The organism is Bacillus sp. EA-CB0995 (assembly GCF_055814245.1).
Genome location: NZ_CP169269.1, coordinates 1,023,619 through 1,049,815, shown reverse-complemented (window position 1 = coordinate 1,049,815; position 26,197 = coordinate 1,023,619). Strand labels below are relative to the sequence as shown.

Here is a 26,197-nt window from a genome sequence, read left to right as displayed (position 1 = left end):
TACAATGTATGGGATAGGACTAATAATTTTATACATTATTGTGAAAAGGATGGGAATTATAAATGTGGAACGAGTTTAAAAAGTTCGCTTTAAAAGGGAACGTCATGGATTTAGCTGTCGGGGTTGTAATCGGTGGCGCATTTGGTAAAATTGTTTCTTCATTAGTAAATGATATTATTATGCCATTGGTCGGAATTTTACTAGGTGGCGTTGACTTTACGGGTCTTTCTTATCCAGTAGGTGATGCAACATTAAAATACGGTGCATTCATTCAAACTATTGTTGACTTCTTTATCATTGCATTCTCTATCTTCTTATTCATTAAACTATTCAACAGACTATCATTCAAAAAAGAAGAAGAGAAGAAAGAAGAAGTACCAGCTGCTTTATCAAAAGAAGAAGCGCTTCTTACAGAAATTCGTGATTTATTAAAACAACAAAATGCATCAAGAGACAATGCATAATGAAATAGACGAAGAGAGAGCAGACATAGATCTGCTCTCTTTTTTATCCCGCTACTTTTGGGCAGTAAGAGCCCGATTGGTGAGAGCTTTCCATCAGTGGGGATGAACCCCCCACTGATGGAAGTTTCATTTTATAGCGTTTCTGAATTTGTATGAATAAACAAAATAATACCTGCGACAAGTAAAATAATAATAGCGCCTACAAATAATGTAATAGAAAAAAATACAAAAATGTCATGTATTTGGTCTCCAGCGCTTTCTAAAAAAATCGAAGTAACGTATGTGATTAGGGCTATCCCTGCCAAAACACCACCAGGAATAAAGCGTCTCATACCACTCTGCTTTAACGTCATATAAGCAAATATAGCCGTCACACAAAGCGTAATTCCCCAAAGAATTATCATTTCATCTCCCCTCACATAGTTTTATCCGCTATTCACGAACAGTATAATCTCCCACTAATGGAAGTTTCACTTTATAATCATTATACATTAGAAATAGTGGTAAAGCGAAACTTCCATCTAAAAACAAATGTCACAGCGACTATTGAACTCTTTACAAAATAAAAAACTCGTGGTTGTATTTCCACGAGTTTTCTCCTTATTACTTTGTTGAATCTCTAAACTTAATACTGTGCGGTAAGATAACAGTATGATCTTCTACTGTTTCTTTGTTCATGTATTTTGTTAATAAGCGCATTGCAACTGCTCCGATGTCATACATTGGCTGTACAACTGTTGAAAGCTGCGGGCGTACCATAATTGCAAGACGTGTATTGTCAAAACCAAGTACTTCTAAATCGTTTGGCACGTTTAGACCTTTATCTTGTGCTGCATGAATCACACCTAATGCCATTTCATCAGAGGATACGAATACTGCTGTCGGCTTTTCAGCAAGTTCCCATAGCTTATCTAATGCTTCCATACCTGAATCGTATGTATAATCACCGTCAACAACAAGCTCTTCATCGTAAGCAATACCAGCTTCTTCTAATGCTTGTTTATACCCTTGTAATTTTTTGCGCTGCCTGCTTTATCAACATAAGGACCAGATACGAAAGCAATGCGTGTATGACCTTTCTCTAAGAAATGCTTCATTGCATCATATGCTGCTTGTGTGTAATCAATATTTACAGATGGTGTAATGTTTTGCTCATCAAATGATGCCGCAAGTACGATTGGAACAGGAGATTTTTTAAATTCTTCTACATGAATGTCTGTAATATCTTCTCCCATAAATACGATGCCGTCTACTTGCTTACCAAGCATTGTATTTAATAAATGGAACTCTTTCTCTTTGTTTTGGTCAGAGTTACTTAAAATAATATTATATTTGTACATTGTTGCGATATCTTCAATACCACGTGCAAGTTCTGCATAAAACGTGTTAGAGATATCTGGAATAATAACTCCTACTGTTGTTGTTTTCTTACTTGCTAATCCTCGTGCTACTGCATTTGGACGGTAGCCAAGGCGCTCAATCGCCTCTAGTACTTTCTTTCTTGTTGTCGGTTTTACATTTGGATTGCCGTTCACAACACGTGATACTGTTGCCATTGAGACATTTGCTTCGCGTGCTACATCATATATTGTTACGTTCATCTTTTCACACACTCCTTTATAAAATTTATCTATATACTATGTATCGGTTAACTTGAATGAAAAAAAGACATCCACTCTACTTGAAGATGTCACTCCCGAGCCCTTTTACTAATGATACGATACAAATAAGGATTGAGACAATATTTTCCCGAAAAAGTTTCGAAAAAATTCGTTCCTTTTCTTATATTTTCATATTTTAAATAGAAAAATACTTATTTTCGAGAAAAAAATCTATGCAGCATTCAGCTGCATAGATTTTGAAGCCATTCTTATTCCGCTATTCGCGGGCAGTAAGACCCCCACCGATGGAAGTTTCACTTTATCCCGCACTAACAGTCGGTAAGGTGCTTAGCTACGAAGTAATAACAAACCGTCTGTAAGAGCCCGATTGGTTCAACTAACCTTTTGGAGAAGAGCGCTCCAAAAGGAAGTTTCACTTTATCTCATACGAAATGCTTTTAATTCGTTCATAAATGCATTAAATTCTGGAATATCCATTTGCTGCGCTGAATCTGAAAGTGCTACAGCTGGGTCAGGGTGCACTTCTGCCATAATCGCATCTGCTCCGATTGCCATCGCTGCTTTTGCAGTTGGCAATAATAAATCACGGCGTCCTGTTGAATGTGTTACATCTACAACAACCGGCAAGTGTGTTTCTTTCTTTAAAATTGGTACAGCAGAAATATCTAATGTATTTCTCGTTGCTTTCTCGTAAGTACGAATGCCGCGCTCACATAAAATAATATCGCCGTTCCCTTGTGCAATAATATATTCTGCCGCATACATAAACTCTTCAATCGTTGCGGATAATCCTCGTTTTAATAATACCGGCTTCTTCACAGAACCAGCTGCTTTTAACAGCTCAAAGTTTTGCATATTGCGCGCGCCAATTTGAATTACATCTACGTAATCAAGCGCCATTTCAATATCATTTGGATTTAAAATTTCACTAATTACAGCTAAATCATACTCATCTGCTACTTGGCGTAAAATTTTCAGCCCTTCAATACCAAGACCTTGGAAATCATATGGTGATGTACGCGGTTTAAATGCACCGCCGCGCATAAGTTTTAATCCTTGTTCTTTCATTGCTTCCGCTACTTGACGAACTTGCTCATAACTCTCAACTGCACATGGTCCCATAATAAAGTGAGCATTTCCATCACCAATTTTTTCACCTTTAATATCAACAATCGTATCATCGGACTTTTTCTTACGAGATACGAGGAGTGCTTTACGATGATCATCTTCTTGCAGTTCTAAACCTGTTTTAAAAATTTGTTTAAACAAATGTTGAAGCGTTGATGTTTCGAATGGCCCATCATTATTTTCTGCAATTAAATCAAGCATTTTGCGCTCGCGTACTGGATCAAAACGTTTCACACCTTGCACTTCTTTTAATTTACCAACCTCTTGTACAAGACGACCGCGCTCATTTAATAATTTTAAAATTTGTAAGTTCTTTTCATCAATTTGAGAACGTAAACGATCTAATTCCTGTGATGCCATAATAAAGCCACCTCTTTCAAAATTTATATGTATACTAATAAAAAGATATAAATATCATCCATAAGATAACTTATTATATATGATACATATGCAGATGTCACTTCATACACTTCGCATTAGACTGCGTATGGAATCGTTATTTTTTCTTAATTTAATCGTAAAACGCACAGCGCGTCAATAATATTTTCGAAAAATTTAAAAAGCAAGCATATTTGCTTGCTTTTCCTTATCTAATATTTTCTTTTAACGCTTGCTTTGTAATTTTCCAATGCGATGCATGCCATAGCACTTTACCATCTTTTATGTATAATACTTGCGGTGATTCATGTCTAATTTCAAAATGCTCGGCAACCTTATTTGAAACAGGACGTGCATCTTGCACATATAAATAATATGCCGGTACAGCTTGCTCTTCACTACGATATTCTTGAAACGCTGTGAAAGCACCGTGACTAATTGGACATGTTGTACTATGTTTAAACAAGATATAAGGCTCTTTACTTGCTGTTAATTCCTCAAATTGCTCCATTGTTTCAATCTTCGTCATGCTCATTTCATTCGCCTCTCATTCGAATCGGAAGTCGCGGTAATTTCTTTTCTTTTTTCGGTTTTTTCTCTGGCTTTTCAAACTGCTCTACTTCATCCTCTTTCTTTTTTGCACGAAAGCGATTGTACACATCAATGACCGCATTACTCCATTGCACTACTTGTGCTACTTTATCTGCATTATTTTCTACTTGATCTGCAACAGAATCAGAAACGCTGCGTAGTCTTGTGTTTAAAGAATGAATCGTTGTTCCAATTCCCTCTACACCTTCCACAACTTTATTTAACGACTGTGATTTCTGTTGAATATCTTCTGCTAATGCATTTGTTTTATGAAGAAGCTGCTCTGTTTCCACAGTAATACCCTGCATTTGTTTTTCAAGACCTTCCATCGTACTTGCTACATTTTCTAACGTTTTTTGGACAGATACTAAAGTCTTACATACATATACAACTAATACGGCAAACGCAATTGCGATAATGGCTACACTGACGTATAAAAGAATTTGCATACGAATCACTCCTTTATCTTTTTATGTTTTCTCCTATTATACAATCATTTTCCGTTTCATTCTAATTGTTCCATATTTCGTATTAATTTTCATATTTGTTTGGCAAATGCAACATAAATTATTAAACAAATTCAGACAAGTAGGTTACAATAAGAAAGGATACATATATAAGGGAGGCTTTACATATGAAAGACCCACGTATTGAAACATTAGCAAAAAATTTAATTAACTACTCTATTCGTTTACAAAAAGGCGAAAAAGTGTTAATCGAAAACTTCGGCTTACAAAAAGAGCTTGTAACAGCACTTGTAAAAGCTGCATATGAAGCTGGTGGTTATCCATTCGTATTATTAAAAGATCATCAAGTAGACCGCTCTTTAATGATGGGCGCAACAGAAGAACATTTCGAGCAAATCGCTGCATATGAAGCAAGCGTAATGAAGGATATGGATGCTTATATCGGCCTTCGCTCTGGTGATAACGTAAATGAACAAGCTGACGTTCCAAGCGAACGCATGAAAATTTACGGCAACACAGTAGGTAAAAAAGTGCATAGAGACATTCGTGTTCCAAAAACAAGATGGGTTGTACTTCGCTATCCAAACGCTTCTATGGCACAGCTTGCAAAAATGAGCACAGAAGGCTTTGAAGACTTCTACTTTGACGTATGTAACTTAGACTACGCTAAAATGGATAAAGCGATGGACAATCTTGTTGAGTTAATGAACAAAACAGACAAAGTACGTCTTGTTGGACCTGGAACTGACTTAACATTCTCAATTAAAGACATTCCAGCAATTAAATGTGCTGGTCACTTAAATATTCCAGACGGCGAAGTATACTCTGCGCCTGTTCGCGATTCTGTTAACGGTACAGTTTCTTACAACACACCATCTCCGTACAACGGTTACATGTTCGAAAATGTAAAACTTACATTTAAAGACGGTCAAATCGTTGAAGCAACTGCAAACGATACAGAACGCATTAACAAAATTTTCGATACAGATGAAGGCGCACGCTACGTTGGTGAATTCGCAATTGGCGTAAACCCATACATTTTACACCCAATGGGCGATATTCTATTCGATGAAAAAATCGACGGCAGCTTCCACTTCACACCGGGACAAGCATACGAAGATGCATGGAACGGCAACAACTCTAACATCCACTGGGATTTAGTATGCATCCAACGCCCTGAATACGGCGGCGGAGAAATTTACTTCGATGACGTATTAATCCGTAAAGATGGCCGCTTCGTTGTACCTGAATTAGAAGCATTAAATCCTGAGAACTTAAAATAAGATAGAGAAAGTGAGCACAGATTGTTGTGCTCACTTTTGTTTTTTAACATGAGGTTCGTTAGCGGAAATTATATGTATCATAAAGAATCAATATAATCTTTAGACTCACGTAATGATAATCCTAGATTTTTTTGGGCTTTTTGAATCGCTCTAATCTTCTCTCCATTTTTAACCAACTGACGAAGTTCTTCATTGCTTACATGCTCTGGAACACCCACTTGTTTAGCTATTTGCTCTAATTGATTTTCTGTTCGTTTTACTCTTTTATTAATTTGATTAATATGATCTGAAATATAAATGACACCGAAAAAAACTAATGCAGTTATAATCCAAGAATTCATATTTATTTCTCCCTTTCTTCTACACTACAAGCTAAATACAAAATAAAGATACTCATTTTTCCTAATAGAAGATTACTTCTTATACAAATAAAGACCATAATCTTGCATAATGGAGGCGTGACCTTGTTGTCGTAACATAGCTGCGATATTACCGCGGTGATAAGATCCATGAGTAACAACGTGTAGTATAGATTCAGAAATAGAAGTTGTAAGTAAACCAGCATATGGATTATCAACTACTATTACCTTTTCCATATCTTCTTGAACACTTAGAAAGTCTTTATATCTCCTTGATAAATCGAAAAATATGCTCTCCATTTCCTCGATACTTTTTGACTCTGTTTGCTCTATTAATTGATTTACTAATTCAAATGCTTCATTCATACTTTTACCAGAAATCACATCTAACCATAAGTGATCGGTGAGATAAATATGAGATAACGCTTTTGATATAGAAGGAAAAATACTCTGCATTTCCTTGGTGTAAACATCCTGAGACAGTTCTTTTAATCGATTAATCATTTTTTGAGTCGCCCATACATGATAGTCATACATTTCTAATGTGGAATTTATCATATTTCACATCTCCCTTTTCTCTATATTCCAAGCAAAGCATAGAATAGAGGCAATGATGATAGTGACCATCTGGATTCACACTTTTTTAATTAGGCTCTGTTAAATTTAAATGTTGATTTTTATATAGTAATTAGGGGAACTTTCATTTGTCGAGGTTCCCCATTCTTGTTCAACTAACGCCCCCGTTAGCTTAATAGCAAATGAATTACAACTCGTTATTTCTCCCAAAGCTCGATCAGTCGACCTTCAGGATCTTCAATCCAAATAAACTTTCCAAATTCACTAATCTCTTTTTTCTTTGCAAGAGGTACACCAATATGTTCAAGATGCTTAATAGTCTCGTTTAGATTATGTACTTGGAAATTTAACATCACTTGTTGTTCTGTTGGAAAATAACTGTCATTCTCGGTAAAGAAAGAAAAGATAGTCTCATTTCCTAATTGGGGTTTTATCATAGTCCCATTCCAATTTTCTATTTCAATCTTCAACACTTCACTGTACCATTTTTTTATAACTTCAAGATTCTTAGTTCTCCAAAATATTCCTCCGAAACCTTTTATCATCGTATCTAACTCCTGTCTGTCATCAAATTTTTAGCTATCCGATTACGAGTTTCCCTCATTTCATTGATTAAACGTTCGCCGATGGAGGAAGAAGGATCAACATAGCGTTTTACCCATTGATAGACTTGTTCTTTTTTTGTTAGGGTTAATTTATCAATGTGTTTTAATAAATTTCTAAACGCCTTATCCATCCTTACAACCTCACTCGAACACTTGTTTCTATATTAATTATATAAGAGAAACGGTGAGGTTTCAATTCTTCTGTTTTTGATGCTACATTCGGCATTTCATTCCCTCCCGGCTCGTCCATTACAACAAACTAAGTCCAACTTCTCCGTTAAAGCAAGAAAGTCTTTTATATCTTGTAAAACAACATGTATTGCTTTCTCCCAAAATTCTTGTTTTGTTAAATCAAAACCAAGATGATGAAAAGCTAATTGCTCAGCAGTCATTCTGCCAGTATCCCGAAGTAAATGTATATATTTTTCTTCAAATGAAGATCCTTCTTGAAGTGCATTTGCATAAATTCCTTGGCTGAATAGGAAGCCAAATGTATAAGGGAAATTATAAAAAGGTTTATCTGTGAAGTAGAAATGTCGATTCCAAATCCATGAAAAATGATTATAAGAAGCAAGCGACTCATTGAACGCATACTTCTGTGCTTCTGCCGTCAGATGGTTCAATTCATCGACTCCTACAACCTGCTTTTTTCGAATTTCATAAAAGTCTTTTTCAAATATAAAACGGCCCTGCACTCCTATTAAATAACTAAGTGCAGATTGTATTTTTGCTTCTAGAAGGAGCAGTTTTTCATGTTCATTTGAAATATCTTTAATCATTGCATTTAAAATGATAGTTTCAGCAAAAGTAGAAGCCGTCTCACTAACAGCCATCGTATATTGCTGTGCAAATGGAGGAACATCATTTGAAATAACTCCTTGATGAAAAGAATGCCCTAATTCATGTGCAAGTATAGCGAGATTATTAGGCGTTCCTTGAAAATTCATGAAGATGCGCGACTGTTTTGTTAACGGAAATCTAGATGAGAATCCCCTGCTTGCTTTTGTATCTCTGTTTTCAGAGTCAATCCAGCCTTCCAGAAATGCTCTTTTTGTATAATCCGCCAATTTAGGGCTAAAAGAGTTAAACTCAGTAAGGATTATTTCAGCAGCCTCTTCATATGTATAAGTCTTAGTCACTTTTCCTATAGGTGTATATATGTCAAACCAATTCATTTTTTCTACTCCTAGTAGGTGGGCCTTTCTCTCTAAATATGAAGTTATTACAGGCTTACTTTGATTGATGGCCTCCCACATCGAATCAAGCGTTGTTTGCGACATTCTATTATAACGAAGTGGTTCTCTTAAAATAGAATCTGAAGGTAACCCCCGATGTTTATATACTTGTAATCGAAAACCAGCGATGTTATTTAGAGCTGCTGCACATGTCTCAGCTACTTTTTCGCTTGCATCATTTAAAGCATTTACTAGATTCGTTCTAGTATGCTGATTTATAGATGAATGTAATATATTATATACTTGTCCAAAACTCAGGTGTTTACTTCGCCCTTCTTCCTCTAGAACAATTTTCGTTTTCCCAGTGACAGAATTATATAAATTGACCCAGGCATGATATCCATTAATAGAAAGATCTTGAATCAACTTTTCCTGTACTATTGGCAATTTCCCCTTCGCCTTTTCTCTTTTTTCATGAAGCGGGTAAGCAATCGGTTTTATTTGTTCCAGCTGCAATAGCTGTTCCCAAATATCATCTGGTATGTGTACCAATGTTTGTTCAAAGTCGTTTATGACTATCTCAAATTGTGTTGAAATCCCCCTTACTTTTTCACTTAATATAATAGCCTTCTCATCTTCAACATTTTCTGATTCCAAACATCCAACAAAATGGGTTGCTTCAAGCAAGCGAGTAGATAACTCTTGTATTCGATCCATTTGTTCTATCCACCGTTCGAATCCACTTATTGATTTCAGTTCCTTACTCTCTATTGTTGTAACTGTTTCTGTAGAAATATCTTCCTCTAGTTTCATGAGAAAATGTTTAAACTCACTAGACTCACTTCCCCCGTGGAAAATCTCATCCAAACTCCAACGCTGTTTTAAGGTTCCACGCAATTTACCCACCTCTTTTTAGAAGATTACTATTTCTCTTTTCCTAATTAACTTAGTATTTTATAATTAGATTTTTCCACTCCATATTATACCATTAATTGTCGGTAAATTCAGAAAAAAAGGAAGAAGCATCTCTCTATACGCTTCTTCCTTTTCTATGTTTCTATTTTTCGCAATAACTAGATGTTATTTACTAATCGTAGCATTCTCCATCTGTAAATAATCCGTACTTTCCACTTCATCTTCGTCATCCAAATCCACAACAGGTAAAGCAGTATGAACCGCCCAGTAATAGCTAATCAAGGAAACCATACTAACCGCTATCAAATCTGTTGAATAGGTTAAATACCCCTTTCCTTCACCAAACATCCCAAAGTACGACACCACCATTATCGCAATGTAGTAAAAAACGAGCCATAATGATGATTTGATTTGTTGTGTAAAGGATACTTGTGAAGTTGGTGCCCATTTTTTGCAACATAGATAGACTACAAACATGATAACTTGTGAAGATAATAACCAAGAAAGTGTTTTCCAACCAGACCAATAAACGATTAATGATGCAATAACAAATGAAAGTGGTCCAATGATTGACATTCCTTTTACCCAAAACGGACGATTTAGCTCAGGAGCCCGTTTTCTAAGCGCTGCCGCTGTAATCGGTGCGAGAGCATAACTTAATACAAGCGCTGCAGAAACAACATTAATTAACGCTTCCCATGAAGGAAATGGCAATGTCCAGAAAACAGAAAGGACAAATGTAAGCCAAAGTGCAGGTCTTGGTATACCTGATTTTGCATCAACTTTAGAAAATACTTTAAATAATGTTCCGCTTTGAGCCCAGCCATATACAACACGGGGCGTAGCGGACATATAAATATTCCCCGTTCCACTCGGTGATATAATTGCATCGGAAACAATAAAATAGACCATCCACCCCAGTCCTAACAGAACGGAAATATCTTTAAATGGTAAACTAAATTCATGACTAATTCCCGCCCAGCCTTGGCTAAGCATTTCAGTTGGAATACTTCCAATAAAAGCAACTTGTAAAAGAACATAAACAATTAATGAAGAGATCACAGACAAAAGAAGAGCAATCGGTATCGTTCTTTGCGGATTTTTCACTTCACTTGCAACTGATACAATAGGTGTCAGTCCTAAATAAGCAAAAATAACACCGCCTGCAGAAATAGCTGCTTGTACACCAGAAAATCCAAACGGCGCGAAACCAGCACTTGAAAAATTATCACCATGTAAATGCATTAACAATACAATGATTGTTAGTGCTGGTACAAAAAATTTAAAGATGGTTATGATTAAATTCGATTTCGCAAATGTTTTTACGCTCCAATAATTTAACAAAAAGAAAATGACGAGCAGCCCAAATTGCATAAGCCATCCACTTACAGTCGGCAAAGTAGAATTTTCTTTCGTCAAGCTCGGCCACCAAGCTGCAGCATATTGCCTAGCCGCTTCTACCTCAATTGCAATTAAGCTTGAAAACGCAATAAGAGTAATGAATCCGAGTAAATATCCAAGTATTGGACCATGAGAATAGGCAGGATAGCGAACAATTCCTCCAGCCCTTGGAAGTGATGCCCCAAGTTCACAATATACAAGTCCTAATAACAAAATAGCGATTCCGCCAATGACCCATGAAATAATTCCCGCTGGACCTGCTATTCCTGAAACATGGCTAGCAGCAAACAACCATCCTGATCCAAACATAGATCCAAAACCAATAAAGGCTAAATCCAATAATGATATTTCTCTTTTAAACTTGCCTTTGTTTGCCATACTTTAATCTCTCCCCTTTCAATCTTACATTTTCTTAATATTCAGTATTTTATAATTAGACTATTGCCATTGTTTCATAATTTTATAGAAGAACGGCATAGATGAAAAAAAACCCTCGATGTAAACGCTTTAATTTTTAGGTATTCCAATAACCTTTCAAAATTAATCGAAAAAACGGACAGCCCGTTTGGTGAGAGCTTTCCGTCAGTGGGGGATGAAGTCCCCCACTGACGGAAGTTTCACTTTATTTCAAGTTTACCCAAATGCTCTTCACTTCTGTATAGTTGTCGAGTGCATAAGAGCCCATTTCGCGCCCAATGCCCGATTGTTTATAACCACCGAATGGCGCTGCAGCGTCTTCTAAGTTGTAATCATTAATCCAAACTGTGCCTGCCTTTAAGCGATTCGCCACTTGGTGTGCCGTTTTAATGTTTTCTGTCCATACACCTGCAGCGAGTCCAAATGGAGTATTATTGGCTCTTTCGATGACTTCTTCAACTGTATCGAACGGCAGAACTGCGACTACTGGCCCAAATATTTCTTCTTTTGCGATTGTCATATCATCTGTGACATCAGCAAAAATAGTTGGCTGAACGAAGTATCCTTTTTCAAACACCTCCTCACCGCCAGCCGCAACTCTTGCTCCTTCCGCTTTTCCTTTTTCAATATAACGTAACACGCGCTCTTGTTGCTTTTTCGAAACAAGCGGTCCCATTTCAGTACCTTTTTCCATTCCTGCACCGAGTTTGACATTGTTTGCTAGTTTCGCTAGTTCTTCCACCACTTTTTCATAGTGCTTTCTATGAACGAACACACGGGATCCTGCACTGCAGTTTTGACCATGGTTGTACATGATACCGTTGAAAGCACCAGTAATCGCCTCTGATAAATCTGCATCTTCCAAAATAATATTTGGTGATTTTCCCCCAAGTTCTAACGTCACATGTTTAATCGTTTCAGCTGCTTGACGCATTATATATTTACCAGTGTCAGTCGAACCTGTAAAAGCTACTTTTTCGATATCATGATGATTCACAATCGCTGCACCTGCTGTTTGACCGAATCCTGGGACGAAATTCACAACGCCGTCTGGGAAGCCTGCTTCTTTAAAAAGCTGAGCCGTATATAATAGGGATAACGGCGTTTGCTCAGCAGGTTTTAATACGATTGTACATCCTGTCGCAAGTGCTGCCCCCATTTTCCACGCAGCCATGACTAATGGATAGTTCCACGGAATAATTTGGCCGACAACACCAATTGGTTCATGACGTGTATAGTTTAAATAGTCCTTTGAAATCGGAGTCGTCTGACCAAGAATCTTCGTTGCCCAGCCAGCATAATAACGGTAATGTTCCACTGTTGCTGGAATATCGTCTTCTAATGCTACTTGATACGGCTTTCCGTTATCTAGTGCTTCTAATTGAGCTAGTTCTTCTTTATGTTCGTCAATTAAATCAGCCAGCTTGTAAATTAAGTGTGCTCTTTCAGCTGCACTAAGTTCAGGCCATGGTCCTTTTTCAAACGCCCGGCGAGCTGCCTTCACCGCTAAATCAACATCTTCTTCTTGCGCTTCACTTACGAAAGCAAGAACTTCTTCTGTCGCTGGGTTATACGTTTCAAACGTTTTACCGCTTATAGCTGGTACAAATTTTCCATCGATAAAAAGTTCAATATTTCCTTCTAAAAAAGCTTTCACTCTCGGCTTTAATTCTATTTGTGCTGTTAACATGTTCCACTCCCTTTGCATTTTTTTATTCATACAGTGCTATACTTTTTTACACATGTGAAACGGCAGTCAAAGTGGCTAAAATATCTTTCAACTTTTGATCTTCCTCAAGTGTCAATCCTAAACGAGGATAACGGGAAGGACCTCCTGCCTGTCCATTTAATTCCATTGCACGTTTAACAATTTGCACATATTTTCCTGACCCTTCAAGGAATGTACAAAGCGGTAATATGCTGTCATTGATTGCCCAAGCTTCTTTTAGTTCACCTTTTTGGAAGTGATTAAACATTTGCGTAACAAGCTTTGGCACAATATTCCCTGCAACAGAAATCCAGCCTGTTGCCCCGACTAAATAAGACTCCATCACTAAATCTTCTGAACCGCAGAAAATTTCAATATCCCCTTTGCCATGTCTGACAAGATCTCTTGCTTTGCGAATATCCCCACTTGATTCTTTAATGTGAGTAACTCTTTCACATTCTTTTCCAATTCGCAGCATCAGCTCTGTACTCATATCAACGCCAGATGTAAAAGGATTGTTGTACAGCATAATAGGTACATTCACTGCATTTGACACTTCTTTAAAGTGGAAATAAATTTCTTCCTCTTTCGGTTTACAATAATAAGAATTAATGATCAGCGCACAATCTGCACCATGTGCTTCCGCCTGTTTCGTGTATTCAATTGTTTCTTTTGTCGTTTCAGCAGCTGTTCCCACAATAACAGGAATCCGGCCGTTGACTTCCTTTAATACAGTTTCAACCATTTGGAATTTTTCTTCTTTAGATAAGCTCACAAACTCTCCAGTACTGCCGTTGATTACAATACCTGCAACTCCTTGATTCACGAAATAGTTCACATTATTTTTCACACCGCCCCAATCAATCTCTTGCGCCTCATTCATTGGAGTAATTAATACTGGATAAGCTCCTCTAATTGTTGTCATTTCTATTTCCCCCTTAATATTTTTTTAGTTTTTTTGCTATTACTAGCAGGCATAATAACTTTAGTAAACGATTATAATTTGATTATTTTAGTAAAAATCCAGCGGGTAAAGGATCTGTCGGATCTAATACAAATAGCTGCATTCCTGTAATGAAACCACGACTTTTCAAGGTGAACTTACATCCACTCTCTGATTGTTTTGCTACTTCTACTGTCAAAGTGCTGCCAAAAATACTTTCATTTACAAATGGTGGTTCTATATACACCTTCCCTTTAGAAAGTAAGCTTGTATAACACGCCATCGTCGATTCGAAGCCGGGAGAACGAACGATATACTGATCAGCGCGAAACGTAATTGTTTTAATTCGCCCCTCTTCTAGATGAGAGTCATCCATTAAAATGACACCTTTTACTGGCATTTTTGACTCGAGAGCTTGAAGCACCGTTTGTCCCCATCTCTTTAGTTCAGAAAGTTCCTCAACGCGAATCTCTGCAGAAATATCACTTTTCTCAAACACTGCGTATAATTGATCAGCTTGCACGAGGGAGAACTGCGTATTGCAATGCGAATTAGACAATGGAATGTTTGTTTCGACTATTTGACACGGTTCACTTTCTATCACCACCGAAACTACTTCATCATTCTCCATCATCGCGATAACTGAAATCACACCACTGACCGTTTCGATTTTATATTCATTTGACGCTCTCGGCTGCAAATGACCGCATTCTAGTAAAGTTGTAATTACAGCAACGATGCCACCGTAATGAAATGGAACCGTTCCTTCATGATTTAGAAATAATACTGCGGCATCAGCTTCTTCATTAATCGTCGGAACAACAAGACAACCATTTAAACCAGCAAACCCACGCGGTTCATTCAACAAAAGATTGATTTCTTCTGCAAACACATGCGTAAAATGTTTATTTAACTGTTCCAAGTTTTGATAATGAATAAACGGCACATCTTTAATAACACGAAACGCTTCACCAGCCACGTGTACATCTGTTGTTGAATACGTCTTCTGAATTTTCATTTCACGTCCTCCGTTTCATGTTCCATGGGGGAATGAGCAAAAATCCTTCTTTAAGCGGATCTTCTTCGTGATAGAAGAAGCGATGCATCCCCATCAACCAAGCTGATCCCGTAATTTGGGTCACTACAGCCTCAACACCTTCCACATCGGTTGTTTCCAATACGCGTCCTCTAAATAAGGAACCAACAATGCTTTCATGGATGAATTCTTCGCCAATTGAAATTTGTTGATTTGCATATAGGACAGCCAATTTCGCAGAAGTACCTGTTCCACATGGAGAACGATCAATTCCTCCTGGGGGACAATAACTGTATTCTTCACATCTGCTTCCGCATGAGTTGGTTCAGTAAAAAACTCAACATGAGTTAACCCTTTAATAAACGGATATTGTGGATGAACGATTTCAAATTCTTCATTAATGGTATTTCTAATGTTGATCGCCTTTTCGATTATGTTAGAAGCATTCTCTGGAATTAAATCCAATCCAACTGATTTTGCGTCAATGATTGCGTAAAAATTACCACCATACGCAATATCAGCATCTATACGCCCAATCCCCTCAACATCAACGGAAACACTTTTTAAAAGAAATGCTGGGATATTGCAAAAAGACACTTCTTTTGCTTTTCCATTCTCTATTGAAATATCCACTTCGACGAGCCCAGCAGGTGTATCCAATTTTAAGGAAGTGACCGGTTCTTGAATGGGAATCAATCCAGATTCAACTAGCGCCGTACACACACCAATCGTGTCATGTCCACACATTGGCAAATATCCGCCCGTCTCTATGTAAATCACGCCAATATCTGCTTCTGGATGACACGGATCCGTTAACAAAGCACCAGACATAACATCATGACCACGCGGTTCATTCATTAACAGTTTGCGAATCCAGTCATATTCCTTTTTCATATAGAGCATTTTTTCTGACATTGTTTCCCCAACTAATTTCGGAAGCCCGCTAATCAGTGTCCTCGTTGGATTCCCGCCTGTATGTGTATCAATTGTTGTAAAGACTCTTTGTGCCCTCATCTGCTCAACACCCTTTCTGTAAATCGGTTAAAGCTAAGCGGGTCAACGGGAATAGATGTTTCTTTTTCGTTAATTAATTCCTCTACTATTTTCCCAGTTACTGCTGCGAGGCTAATTCCATCCCCTTCATGACCGGCCGCAATATAATAATTTGGAATTTTATCTACGCGTGAAACGATTGGCAAATGATCTTCCGTCCATGGCCTTAATCCTGCATACGAACGAATCACCATCATATCTGCCATTTTCGGATAAAAGCGGATTGCCCGGTTAGCAATACATTTAATAATTTCATTGTTTACTTTCGTATGAAAGCCAACAAATTCTCTACTGCTCCCAATTAAAAAATTTTGACTTTCCGTTGGTTCAAAGACAAGAGCTACCCCGTATTTTTCAGTTAGCGGATCAACACTGCGCTTTCCACCAAACTTGGAAATTAAGTAACCAAACTCCATTACTTTTCGAGATCCTACATGTTGCTGCCTTGAGGCAACGATAATATGTCCTTTTCTCGGTTCAATTGGTATTGAAAGATCAAGCATCTCTCCTATTCGAGGCGCCCATACTCCAGCTGCATTGACGACATGATCCGCAGTAAAAACTCCGTTTGTCGTTTCTACAGTAAATGAACCACTTTCTTCTTTTTTCATTTGTTTTACTTCTGTATGCTTGAAAGCTTTAGCTCCTAGTTTTTTTGCTTCCTCCAAAAGTGAAAAAGCTAAGAGATAAGGATTAACCGTGGAATCAGTGGCACATTCTAGTCCCCCTAATAGGTCATCTGCAAAAAAGGGAGACTCCTGCCGAATATCCTGCTGGTCAAGCATTCGAAATGGTAAACCAGCGGCTTTTTGACGATCTACCCATTTCTGTGCCGCTTCCATCTCCTCGTCCGACTCACAAACAAGGATGCTTCCTGGTGCTCGATATTCAAATGGATGCTCCAACTCTTTGCTTAATTCATCCACTAAATTCTGACTAAACAGCGACATCTGACTATCAAAACCTGGGTCTTTATCAATCGCCAAAATATTGCCGTCACATCGTGAAGACGTGCCACTAACAAATTCCCCTTTTTCAATGATCGTTACATCTCTTCCATACTTAGAAGCATAATAGGCAATCGAACAGCCAATAATTCCTCCGCCAATGACTAACACGTCACAATGTTTCACATGGCATTCCTCCTCTCGATGAAATGGCCTCATTACCTAAAATGCAATTCGTGTGCCAATTAACGTGAAACTTTCACAACAGAGAATTATTTCTTCCCCGCTGATAGTTAGGTACGCGTGACAGAGACGCTGTACAAAGGAAATGTAATAGTTTTAGAGGAAGTTGTACTTTCAAATCTTTGTTGATTAGAAATTTATCCCGCTACTTTTGAGCAGTAAGACCCCCACTGATAGAAGTTTCACTTTATAGACACTCCCTCTTGATCCAGTTATCCAGTTCCTTGTTTTCTAGAAGTAGAAGCTTTACTGCCCTTTAAAGTGAGGTAAGCTCTATTGTAAAAATATTTTAAATATTTCATGAACACGTGTATAATTTTTTTTACAGTGTTAATAACTTTTTACAATTAATTTTGGAGGGGATTATCATATTTTCATTACCGTCAGGGAAAGAAATTATACAACGGATTTTAATGGATACATCGTTCGATAAGCAGCAAATTGAACAAAAAAACGGTGAATTTTATTATTGTTCAACAACAAAGATGCCCGAGCTTCCATGCAAAGTCGTATATGAAGATGAATCATTCTTCACCTTACTTCAGGCATTTAGTCATCATTCCACAGCTGTTATTCTTGATACAAACAAAAATCCAGTAGGCTGTATAACAGCAGCACAAATCATCCATTTTCTTCATAACTCTTACAATCAATTAAAAGCATTTTATGAAACTGTTATTCAAACGACGGATTCTTCCGTCACGGTCATTGATGATAACGAACGTGTTTGTACGTGGACAGAAGGAGCAGAAAAAATTTTCTCCGTCAAACGGCAAGATATCATCGGCCGACCGATTACGGATTTCTTTGACTATAAAAACCTAGAAATCTTGCAATCTCTACATAAAGGGAAAAAATTGTAGGACAGCACCATCAGCCTCAGTCTGATTTGTTTGTCTTAATTAACTCTAATCCCGTTTATTTTAACGATCAGATTATCGGTGCAGTCGTTTCAGAAACGGATATCACAAATCAAGTCGTACTGAATGAAAAATTGTTCAACATGTCCAATGAAGTACACCGTTTAGAACAAGAAGTAGCAAAATATAAAGATTCTTCTGATCCCTTTCATTCTATTAAAGGAAAGAGTGCTGCCCTGCAAAGAACAGTGGATTTAGCTAGAAGGGTATGTTCTGTTAAATCTACTGTTCTCATATTAGGTGAAAGCGGTGTCGGAAAAGAGGTATTTGCGAAAGCGATTCATGAAGCGAGCGAAAAACCGAAAGCACCTTTTATTTCAATTAACTGCGGTGCGATACCAGCAGCTTTATTTGAAAGTGAACTATTCGGATATGAGCGGGGCGCCTTCTCCGGTGCTGACAGCAAAGGAAAAAAGGAAAAATAGAACTGGCAAAAGGAGGTACATTATTTCTTGATGAGGTAGGTGAAATGCCCCTCGAAATGCAGGTGAAACTTCTACGCGTGCTGCAGGAGCGAAAATATTATCGCGTTGGTGGAGAAAAAGAAATTAATATCGACTTCCGTATCATCGCTGCCACAAATCGTGATTTACAAGAAGTAATGAAAAAAGGACAGTTCCGTGAAGATTTGTATTACCGATTGAACGTAGTCAGTCTACACATTCCTCCTTTAAGAGAACGGCAAGAAGATATTATTGAATTAACCCATTATTTTTTACATGACTTTTCTTTGAATTATCAACGGCCGATTCATGAATTTCCTCCAGAAGTCATGCATGAACTGCTTCGGTATGATTGGCCTGGCAATATTCGCGAACTTCGCAACGTCATGGAACGGCTTATCGTATTCGCAACAGATGGCGTAATAAAAAGAGATTATTTACCCTTTCATACCAATAGTATCAGCTTTGAAAACAAACCAAAGACTGTATCTAATGTACTTCAAGAAAGTGATTTTACCATCTTATCGTTACAAGAAGAAATGAATCAACACGAGAGAAAAGTAATCGAAAGAGCACTACAAATCTTAGATGGAAATAAATTAGAGTGTGCGAAACAACTCGGTATCACAAGAGCCACTTTATACAATCGCTTGAAGCGGCTTGGCTTACATTAACCCTCTTTCTCCTCTGCATTGGCACATTTTTTGCATAATATCTTTATGAAAGACTGTCGAGGAGGAATTCAAATGGTTAACAAAGAAAGCATTGTGATTTGCCGCTGTGAAGAAGTTACTTACGGACAACTCCAGTCAACAGCAGATCAACATAAATGCACAGCAAGAGAATTAAAATTAAGAACACGAGCAGGAATGGGCTTTTGTGGAGGCCGCACATGCAGGCCGACATTAGATAGAATTATTGAAAGTGTTATCCCTAATGTGTCACCTGGTGAAATTCCGTTAAAACACCAGCCCCCAATTCGGCCGGTGACTTTTGGAACAGTAGGTGAAAATCAATGACTAGAATCATGAAGCATCCAATTTTAGGGGATTTAGAGGATAGAGAACGTATTTCCTTTCAATTTGATGGAATGGAATATGAAGCATATGAAAATGAAACAATTGCTGCTGCTCTTTTGGCAAATGGAATAAGAAAACTGCGCGTTCACGAAGATAGCGGGACACCTAGAGGTATTTATTGCAACATCGGTCATTGCTTAGAGTGCCGTGTAACTGTCAATGATCAAGCAAACGTAAGAGCCTGCTTAACAGTTGTAGAGAAGGATATGATTGTTGAAAGCGGCAAACAGCATCCGAATATTGTAAGAAGGATGGTGGAAAAGCGATGATTGATGTAATTGTAATTGGAGGAGGCCCAGCAGGATTAGCAGGAGCTATTGCCTGTGCGAGCTTTGGTCTCAAAGTGACTGTTCTTGATGAATTTATAAAACCAGGCGGCAGGTTACTCGGACAACTTCATCAAGAGCCTTCCGGTGAATGGTGGAATGGAATAAAAGAATCAGAGCGCCTTCATCAAGAAGCGAAAAAATTATCGGTCGATATTCGCTGCGGTGTGTCTGTTTACAATTTAGAAAAAGAAAATCACCTATGGAATGTACATACGAGCCTAGGTACGCTAGAAGTACCATTTGTACTAGTGGCTACTGGAGCTGCCGAATACTCTATCCCACTGCCTGGTTGGACCCTTCCTGGCGTAATGTCCATTGGCGCGGCTCAAGTAATGACAAATGTTCACCGCGTCCAGGTCGGCAAAAAAGGAATTCTTATCGGAGCAAATATTTTAGCATTTGCGATTTTAAATGAATTACAACTAGCTGGCATAACGGTTGATCGAATTGTACTCCCAGAAAAAAGTGCCCTTAGTCAAAAAGCAGGTGAACCTGAAGAGGTTATGAAATCGCTCTTGAACGCAGCTCATCTTGCCCCATCACCGTTATTACGTATCGGGAGCCGTTTCATGAAAAATGACTGGATGAGGAAAGTTGCTTTAAACTTTTATCCGAAAAATGGCATGAAAGTGAATGGTACTCCCTCCAACTTCGGAAAGCAGCACTCGAAATTATCGGTAAAGATCAAGTGGAAGGAGTACGCGTCGCCGATATTGATGCGAATGGCAAGATTGTTCCGGGGTCTGAAACAATTTACGAAGCAGATTTTGTCTGTATAGCTGGCGGTTTATATCCGTTGGCAGAACTTGCTGCCGTTGCCGGATGTCCATTTCAATACATTCCTGAACTTGGCGGTCATGTGCCCCACCATTCAGAGACGATGGAAACTCCTCTTGATGGACTATTTGTTGCTGGTAATATCACCGGTATCGAAAGTGGCAAGATTGCCATGGCTCAAGGAACAACGGCGGGATTATCAATCGTCAAACATGCAGAAAAAGAATCGAACACGATTGACCAGAAACTACAACAATCTGTGCAGCATGTCCGTACCGTTCGCAAGCAAGCTGCAATCCAATTCAATCCTGGGATTGATAGCGGCAGAAGCAAAATGAACGAACTTTGGGAACGTCTCTATTCAAATAACAGCACTGGGAAAACTCCCAAACAAATTGTGTAATGAAATAAAAAATCCCGTCAGTCTTTGTTCTGACGGGATTTCTTATTTACATAACGCTCGTTAGCGGAATTTATACGTATTATAAAGAATCAATATTGCCCTTAGGCTCACCTAAATCTTTTTGAGCTTTCTTAATCGCTCTAATTTTTTCTTCATCTTATCTGAATTTCTTACGACTTTGCATCAAAATTTAAATTTGAATATCATTTCACTCATCATAATCAAGTGAAAAATATAGCTTCTATAGTTATGCTGCAGTTACTGAAGAACGTTTTGGTTTTCGCTTACTCTTTTTCTTGTGCCACCACATATACGTACCAGTAAACATTAAAATTGATGGTGTAAGACCACCAATAACATATAAGATTTTTGTAAATACACCACCAAACGTTCCTGTATGTAGTGGTTTAAGCCATGTCTGATACGTCAGTCCATCATCCACCTTTGGATCTTGTTTAGCCAACACTTTCCCGCTATACTGGTCAACCCATATTTTCACATTCCCATTCCCTGGATCGTATGGACGACTCAAACGAATTTCTACAGCACCTTCTGCTTTTCCTTTTTTAGCTTGCGCTGGCATCCTTACTTGCGTAATAGTCCCTTGAGGAACCGCCTTTTCAGCTTCACTTAGCAAGGAATCAAGAGGGAGTTTTCCTCCTGAAAGAGGCTTAGAAATAAGTTTCTCCTTCGATGGCATGACACTAGTTTTCGCTCCGACCCACCCAAAAATTGTCTTATCGTATGCAAAAAGTGCCCCTGTTAATGAAACCACTAATAAAAGTGGCATAGCAATGATTCCAATGACTTTATGTAGATCATACTGTTTTACATATGTATTCTTACTGCGCCGTATAACAAAACCACGTGCCCACTTTTTAATTCCAGGCCACCATAAATACAATCCAGATAAACTAATAAAAAAGAAAATAAATCCAATAATACCGACAATTTCTTTACCATTAAAATCTTTCAGAAGTAAATGATAATGAATTTCTTTGACTTGATTAAAAAACGCTGTTTCTCCTAAATCTCCATTTATGTTACCAGTCCCTGGATCAACATATACAGATTTCGTCCCTTTTCCTTCTTTCAAATTAAACAAATAAATCCCTTGAGAGTGTGGATCATCTGGCGTATACACACGCTGAATTTCTCCCTTTGGGTATGCGCTTGCTACAGTTTGCAAGGCTTTCTGGTATGTAACCGGTTGACCCTTAGTTATTTTGTATAAATCAGGATAAATCATACGATTTAATTCGTTGTCAAAGACAAGCAAACTTCCAGTCAATCCAATTAGCACAATAAACATACCAGCTATCATGCTAAGGTATAAATGAACCTTTCTAACCATACTGCGAATCTTCATAAAAGTCCCCCTTAATTAAATGAAAAGTCAAATTAATATTAAAGATAATGATTATCATTGTCAATGGATAAAAAATACATATCAATAAGGAACGCTTTTGTAAACGAAAAAAGGTCTACCTATTCCTGTTAAGTAGACAACTATAAAAAGACTAAACAGCCATCGAGATTTGATATTCTATCAGAGCTCGGTGGCTGTTTAGTCTTCTTTGGAATTGTTTATCCTGCATTAACGGGCAATTGGTTCAACTAATCATCAGTGCGGAATGAAAAAACCCCCACTGATGGAGGTTTCACTTTAGTAATCTTAAATGAAATATCACACTCTATTCTAAGTGAATTGTACAATTATATAGTTCTGAATCCCAACCATTCTTTGCTTTTATAAGTTTAGTTAGAGACGTGTTTCTCGGAGATTCCACCATATTTAAATGCGGTACTAGTTCCTTTAGAAGATGTCTAATGAATGCACCATGACTAACGATTAATATATTCCTGTTATCATGTTTAGATGCAATCTCCTCAATTACCGAAAGACCTCTTGTGATTACACTATCAGCTCTTTCAATTCCTAAATCTAGCTCTCTCCAATTCTTTCCCCATTTTAAAACTCGCTCTTCTTCCGTTGTCCCTTCAATCTGTCCGCCACCTGCTTCACGAAGCCTAGGTTCCAAGTAAATTGGTATATTCGCAATTTTTTCTCCTATAATTTCAGCAGTTTGCTTCGCTCTTAATAGATCACTAGAATATATGAAATTCCAATTCTCCTTACGCAAGCGCTCTGCAAGTTTATACGCATCTAATATTCCATCTTGATCAAGGGAAATATCTGAACTCCCTTGTGCTCTGCCTTCTTTATTCCACGGTGTACTTCCGTGACGGATTATACCTATTTTAGTCATAGTAAAACCTCCATCAGTTTCTCCCTGAAAATATAATATTCAGTCTACTATTCTCACATAGGGACTTCCTTGTAAAAGTAATTCCATAAACTTTTCTTTCTCTTTTGGCATTGTAATCATATGTACTTCAAAATTACTACCGTACGTGATTTCTAAGTTTCTCTTATTTTTTCCAACAAATCGCATAACACGAATGCTTACAATTGGAATTTTCTTCTTTGTTAGCCAATGCCCTGTTACAAGTTCACCATCAACGACTTTATGCTGAAACACAAACATTTCAGAAATCGGAATAATATTTGCAGCTAGAAATAAGATTCCTGCTGCAAGTCCTGTCAGCCAACCTTTCTCGTTCAGCATAAATGATATAACAGGAGAGATTACGACAAGTAACAGCATAATTACAGTAAGCAGTATCATAATTGGATTTTTTTCACGTAAAACTCCATCTTTATCACTCCTTATCCATATTATACCATTAATTGTTGATAAATTCAGAAAAAAGAAGCGTCATTTTAAACGCTTCTCCCCTTCCATTCTCTCGCTAACATACTATATACCGCAATGTCATGGAAATGATTATATAACCATTCTCCATCACGAATAATTCCATCTAAGTTAAAGCCGAGTCGTTCTGGAATTGCACGGCTCTTTTGATTTTTTACTCCGCAATGAATTTCAACTTTATTTAATTTTAATTCTTCAAAAGCATAACGGAGCGCAGCCTTTACACCTCGCGTCATAATTCCTTTTCCACTTGCTTCTTCTGCAAGATAGTATCCAAGGCTTGTCGCCTTCTTTTCCCAAGCCACCGGATGAATCCCAACCATTCCAACGAGATTTCCTTTATAGCGTATACCTGCTTCAAAACCATTTCCATCTGCGAAGTTATGCAGCCACATTGGAAAGATTTCATTGTATCCTTCAGCTGATTTCGTGCGATCCACCCACGGAAGCCATTCTCGCAAATATTCTCGGTTGCTATCCACTAATTCGTACAGTTCATCTTTATGATGTTTTTCTAATAATTGTAATTCGATTTCTTTATCGACTCTTAGTGTAAACATTTCCTCTCTCCTTTTTCTAACTATTCTAACATTTATACTTAGAAGTTGTTAATAAAAAATGACGTGCCTATTGCACGTCATTTCTCCCTTACTTTTTCTCCGCTACTTGTACTTCCTTCGCATAAGCAGCTTCAAATTTTTGAATATCACCAGCGCCCATAAAAATAAGTACGCCGTTTTTATGTTTCTTTAATGTTTCTGTTGTCATAACCGTAATAAGCTCTGCACCATCAATGCGTTGCTGCAGGTCTTGAATTGTAAGTTCTCCTCTATTTTCACGAGCAGAACCAAAAATATCACATAAATATACTTGATCTGCCTTACGTAAACTCTCTGCAAATTCATCTAAGAATTTTTGTGTTCGAGAGAATGTATGCGGCTGAAATACTGCTACAATTTCACGTTCTGGGTATTTTTGACGGGCAGCTTCAATTGTCGCATTGATTTCTGTTGGATGATGTGCGTAATCATCAATAATCACTTGCTCGCCCATTTTCTTTTCATTGAAGCGGCGCTTTACACCACCGAATGTTGTTAACTGATGTTTCACAACTTCGACATCAATGTCTTCATAATCACAAAGAGCAATAACCGCCAATGCATTTAGTACGCTATGATTGCCGTAACCTGTAATTTGGAACGTTCCATAATACGTATTACGAACAAAGACATCAAACACTGTACCATCTGTTCTTTTTTGAATGTTACGTGCTTGGAAATCGTTATCTTCACCAAATCCATAGAAAATAACTGGTACTTTCGCATGAATTTTTTGAAGTTCTTCATCATCACCACACGCAATAATACCTTTCTTCACTTGCAGTGCCATCTCTTGGAACGCACTAAATACATCATTAATGTCTGCAAAATAATCTGGATGATCAAAATCAATATTTGTCATAATTGCATAGTCTGGATGATATGACAAGAAATGGCGACGATATTCACACGCTTCAAATACAAAATACTTACTATCCTCTACTCCAAGTCCTGTTCCATCACCAATTAAACAAGATGTAGGGTTTGCTCCTTGCATCACGTGAGATAACAAACCTGTCGTTGATGTTTTTCCGTGAGCACCAGTTACAGCGACACTCGTATACTTACTCATAAAATCGCCTAAAAAATGATGATAACGATAAATAGGTAAATTTAATTCCTTTGCAGCTTCAATTTCCTCATGCGTATCTGGGAATGCATTTCCTGCGATAATCACTTGTCCCTCTTCAACATTATTCTTATCAAAAGGCAGGATAGAAATCCCACGATTTTCCAAAGCTGTTTGCGTAAAAAAACGTTTGTCTACATCAGAACCTTGAACAGTATGCTTCATATCATGTAAAATTTGCGCTAAAGCACTCATCCCTGTCCCTTTAATTCCTACAAAATGGTAAACTGTCATCTTAAAGAACCTCCAACATTTCGAACTATTCCAACGGTCTATCTATAAGACAGTATATGATTTTCTTTTTATTTTGGTAATCATCTCGATTTTCTTATAATCACGTTTATGCTCTCTTTTAAATCCACAACAAACTTATTATAGCAAAAAACAATCCGTTATACTATGATAACAGAAAAACTGATAGGGTCAATTC

General features: G+C 37.7%; 22 protein-coding genes and 5 pseudogenes. 6 read left to right on the top strand and 21 right to left on the bottom strand.

Annotation, left to right across the window (positions count from 1 at the left end; translation table 11 throughout):
• Nucleotides 1–62: 62 nt before the first annotated feature.
• Complete coding sequence (gene mscL, locus ACEWFJ_RS05525; protein WP_473690928.1) at nt 63–464, top strand: large conductance mechanosensitive channel protein MscL; 402 nt, start codon at nt 63–65, stop codon at nt 462–464.
• 131 nt (nt 465–595) lie between these two features.
• Here mscL and ACEWFJ_RS05520 read toward each other — a convergent pair whose 3' ends face one another.
• The 5 genes and pseudogenes from ACEWFJ_RS05520 to ACEWFJ_RS05500 all read right to left on the bottom strand — a co-directional run bounded on the left by ACEWFJ_RS05520 (nt 596) and on the right by ACEWFJ_RS05500 (nt 4,632).
• A complete protein-coding gene (locus ACEWFJ_RS05520) occupies nt 596–868 on the bottom strand; it encodes a DUF3917 domain-containing protein (protein WP_429720270.1) in 273 nt (90 codons plus the stop codon).
• A gap of 199 nt (nt 869–1,067) precedes the next feature.
• Nucleotides 1,068–2,065 (bottom strand): annotated as a pseudogene (ccpA, locus tag ACEWFJ_RS05515) (catabolite control protein A).
• Between the two features lie 438 nt (nt 2,066–2,503).
• Nucleotides 2,504–3,574 carry a bifunctional 3-deoxy-7-phosphoheptulonate synthase/chorismate mutase gene (locus ACEWFJ_RS05510; RefSeq protein ID WP_253630581.1) on the bottom strand — a complete coding sequence of 357 codons (1,071 nt, stop codon included), beginning with the start codon at nt 3,572–3,574 and terminating at the stop codon, nt 2,504–2,506.
• A 226-nt stretch (nt 3,575–3,800) separates the two neighbouring features.
• Nucleotides 3,801–4,127, bottom strand: coding sequence for a bacillithiol system redox-active protein YtxJ (gene ytxJ / locus ACEWFJ_RS05505; protein ID WP_473690925.1), 327 nt, complete (start codon nt 4,125–4,127; stop codon nt 3,801–3,803).
• Nucleotide 4,128: 1 nt separating this feature from the next.
• The gene (locus ACEWFJ_RS05500; protein ID WP_098305475.1) at nt 4,129–4,632 is read right to left on the bottom strand and encodes a DUF948 domain-containing protein; all 504 of its coding nucleotides are present in this window, start codon (nt 4,630–4,632) and stop codon (nt 4,129–4,131) included.
• Nucleotides 4,633–4,817: 185 nt separating this feature from the next.
• Here ACEWFJ_RS05500 and ACEWFJ_RS05495 point away from each other — a divergent pair, with 185 nt between their 5' ends.
• Nucleotides 4,818–5,933, top strand: a complete 1,116-nt coding sequence (locus tag ACEWFJ_RS05495; RefSeq protein ID WP_098305477.1) for an aminopeptidase — start codon at nt 4,818–4,820, stop codon at nt 5,931–5,933.
• A 77-nt stretch (nt 5,934–6,010) separates the two neighbouring features.
• Here ACEWFJ_RS05495 and ACEWFJ_RS05490 read toward each other — a convergent pair whose 3' ends face one another.
• The 11 genes and pseudogenes from ACEWFJ_RS05490 to ACEWFJ_RS05440 all read right to left on the bottom strand — a co-directional run bounded on the left by ACEWFJ_RS05490 (nt 6,011) and on the right by ACEWFJ_RS05440 (nt 17,254).
• On the bottom strand, nt 6,011–6,274 hold the full coding sequence (locus ACEWFJ_RS05490) for a hypothetical protein (RefSeq protein ID WP_473690923.1): 264 nt from the start codon (nt 6,272–6,274) through the stop codon (nt 6,011–6,013).
• A 72-nt stretch (nt 6,275–6,346) separates the two neighbouring features.
• Nucleotides 6,347–6,850, bottom strand: a complete 504-nt coding sequence (locus ACEWFJ_RS05485; protein ID WP_473690921.1) for a DinB family protein — start codon at nt 6,848–6,850, stop codon at nt 6,347–6,349.
• A 215-nt stretch (nt 6,851–7,065) separates the two neighbouring features.
• Entirely contained in the window at nt 7,066–7,413 is a 348-nt protein-coding gene (locus ACEWFJ_RS05480; RefSeq protein WP_379306456.1) for a VOC family protein, read from the bottom strand.
• A gap of 44 nt (nt 7,414–7,457) precedes the next feature.
• Nucleotides 7,458–7,604: pseudogene (locus ACEWFJ_RS05475) on the bottom strand (IS1595 family transposase); the annotation flags it as partial.
• 96 nt (nt 7,605–7,700) lie between these two features.
• The gene (locus ACEWFJ_RS05470; RefSeq protein ID WP_473690918.1) at nt 7,701–9,545 is read right to left on the bottom strand and encodes a M3 family oligoendopeptidase; all 1,845 of its coding nucleotides are present in this window, start codon (nt 9,543–9,545) and stop codon (nt 7,701–7,703) included.
• 183 nt (nt 9,546–9,728) lie between these two features.
• Nucleotides 9,729–11,342, bottom strand: coding sequence for an APC family permease (locus ACEWFJ_RS05465; RefSeq protein WP_473690917.1), 1,614 nt, complete (start codon nt 11,340–11,342; stop codon nt 9,729–9,731).
• Between the two features lie 244 nt (nt 11,343–11,586).
• Nucleotides 11,587–13,071: an aldehyde dehydrogenase family protein gene (locus tag ACEWFJ_RS05460; RefSeq protein ID WP_473690915.1), complete on the bottom strand. Its 1,485-nt coding sequence runs from the start codon at nt 13,069–13,071 to the stop codon at nt 11,587–11,589.
• Between the two features lie 46 nt (nt 13,072–13,117).
• Nucleotides 13,118–14,014: a 4-hydroxy-tetrahydrodipicolinate synthase gene (gene dapA, locus ACEWFJ_RS05455; protein WP_473690913.1), complete on the bottom strand. Its 897-nt coding sequence runs from the start codon at nt 14,012–14,014 to the stop codon at nt 13,118–13,120.
• A gap of 82 nt (nt 14,015–14,096) precedes the next feature.
• Nucleotides 14,097–15,050 carry a proline racemase family protein gene (locus ACEWFJ_RS05450; RefSeq protein ID WP_473690911.1) on the bottom strand — a complete coding sequence of 318 codons (954 nt, stop codon included), beginning with the start codon at nt 15,048–15,050 and terminating at the stop codon, nt 14,097–14,099.
• Nucleotides 15,047–16,082: pseudogene (locus tag ACEWFJ_RS05445) on the bottom strand (proline racemase family protein). The gene ACEWFJ_RS05450 and the pseudogene ACEWFJ_RS05445 overlap by 4 nt, the downstream one beginning before the upstream one ends.
• Nucleotides 16,079–17,254, bottom strand: coding sequence for an NAD(P)/FAD-dependent oxidoreductase (locus tag ACEWFJ_RS05440; RefSeq protein ID WP_473690909.1), 1,176 nt, complete (start codon nt 17,252–17,254; stop codon nt 16,079–16,081). Before ACEWFJ_RS05440 ends, ACEWFJ_RS05445 begins: the two are co-directional and overlap by 4 nt.
• Nucleotides 17,255–17,676: 422 nt before the next feature.
• Between ACEWFJ_RS05440 and ACEWFJ_RS05435 the strand changes: the two are divergent.
• The 4 genes and pseudogenes from ACEWFJ_RS05435 (at nt 17,677) to ACEWFJ_RS05420 (ending at nt 21,262) form a co-directional block, all read left to right on the top strand.
• A pseudogene (locus ACEWFJ_RS05435) lies at nt 17,677–19,348 on the top strand (sigma-54 interaction domain-containing protein).
• Nucleotides 19,349–19,420: 72 nt separating this feature from the next.
• Entirely contained in the window at nt 19,421–19,693 is a 273-nt protein-coding gene (locus ACEWFJ_RS05430) for a (2Fe-2S)-binding protein (RefSeq protein ID WP_473690907.1), read from the top strand.
• Nucleotides 19,690–20,022, top strand: coding sequence for a (2Fe-2S)-binding protein (locus tag ACEWFJ_RS05425; protein ID WP_473690905.1), 333 nt, complete (start codon nt 19,690–19,692; stop codon nt 20,020–20,022). Before ACEWFJ_RS05430 ends, ACEWFJ_RS05425 begins: the two co-directional genes overlap by 4 nt.
• Nucleotides 20,019–21,262: pseudogene (locus ACEWFJ_RS05420) on the top strand (NAD(P)/FAD-dependent oxidoreductase). Before ACEWFJ_RS05425 ends, ACEWFJ_RS05420 begins: the two are co-directional and overlap by 4 nt.
• Before the next feature lie 247 nt (nt 21,263–21,509).
• On the opposite strand, the gene ACEWFJ_RS05415 reads toward ACEWFJ_RS05420, so the two are convergent.
• The 5 genes from ACEWFJ_RS05415 to murC all read right to left on the bottom strand — a co-directional run bounded on the left by ACEWFJ_RS05415 (nt 21,510) and on the right by murC (nt 26,001).
• On the bottom strand, nt 21,510–22,631 hold the full coding sequence (locus ACEWFJ_RS05415; RefSeq protein WP_473690903.1) for a PepSY-associated TM helix domain-containing protein: 1,122 nt from the start codon (nt 22,629–22,631) through the stop codon (nt 21,510–21,512).
• Between the two features lie 325 nt (nt 22,632–22,956).
• On the bottom strand, nt 22,957–23,532 hold the full coding sequence (locus ACEWFJ_RS05410) for a histidine phosphatase family protein (protein WP_473690901.1): 576 nt from the start codon (nt 23,530–23,532) through the stop codon (nt 22,957–22,959).
• 39 nt (nt 23,533–23,571) lie between these two features.
• A complete protein-coding gene (locus ACEWFJ_RS05405; RefSeq protein ID WP_473690899.1) occupies nt 23,572–23,952 on the bottom strand; it encodes a PH domain-containing protein in 381 nt (126 codons plus the stop codon).
• Between the two features lie 95 nt (nt 23,953–24,047).
• Nucleotides 24,048–24,599 carry a GNAT family N-acetyltransferase gene (locus ACEWFJ_RS05400; RefSeq protein WP_473690897.1) on the bottom strand — a complete coding sequence of 184 codons (552 nt, stop codon included), beginning with the start codon at nt 24,597–24,599 and terminating at the stop codon, nt 24,048–24,050.
• A gap of 88 nt (nt 24,600–24,687) precedes the next feature.
• The gene (gene murC, locus ACEWFJ_RS05395) at nt 24,688–26,001 is read right to left on the bottom strand and encodes a UDP-N-acetylmuramate--L-alanine ligase (protein WP_098311067.1); all 1,314 of its coding nucleotides are present in this window, start codon (nt 25,999–26,001) and stop codon (nt 24,688–24,690) included.
• Between the last annotated feature and the right edge of the window lie 196 nt (nt 26,002–26,197).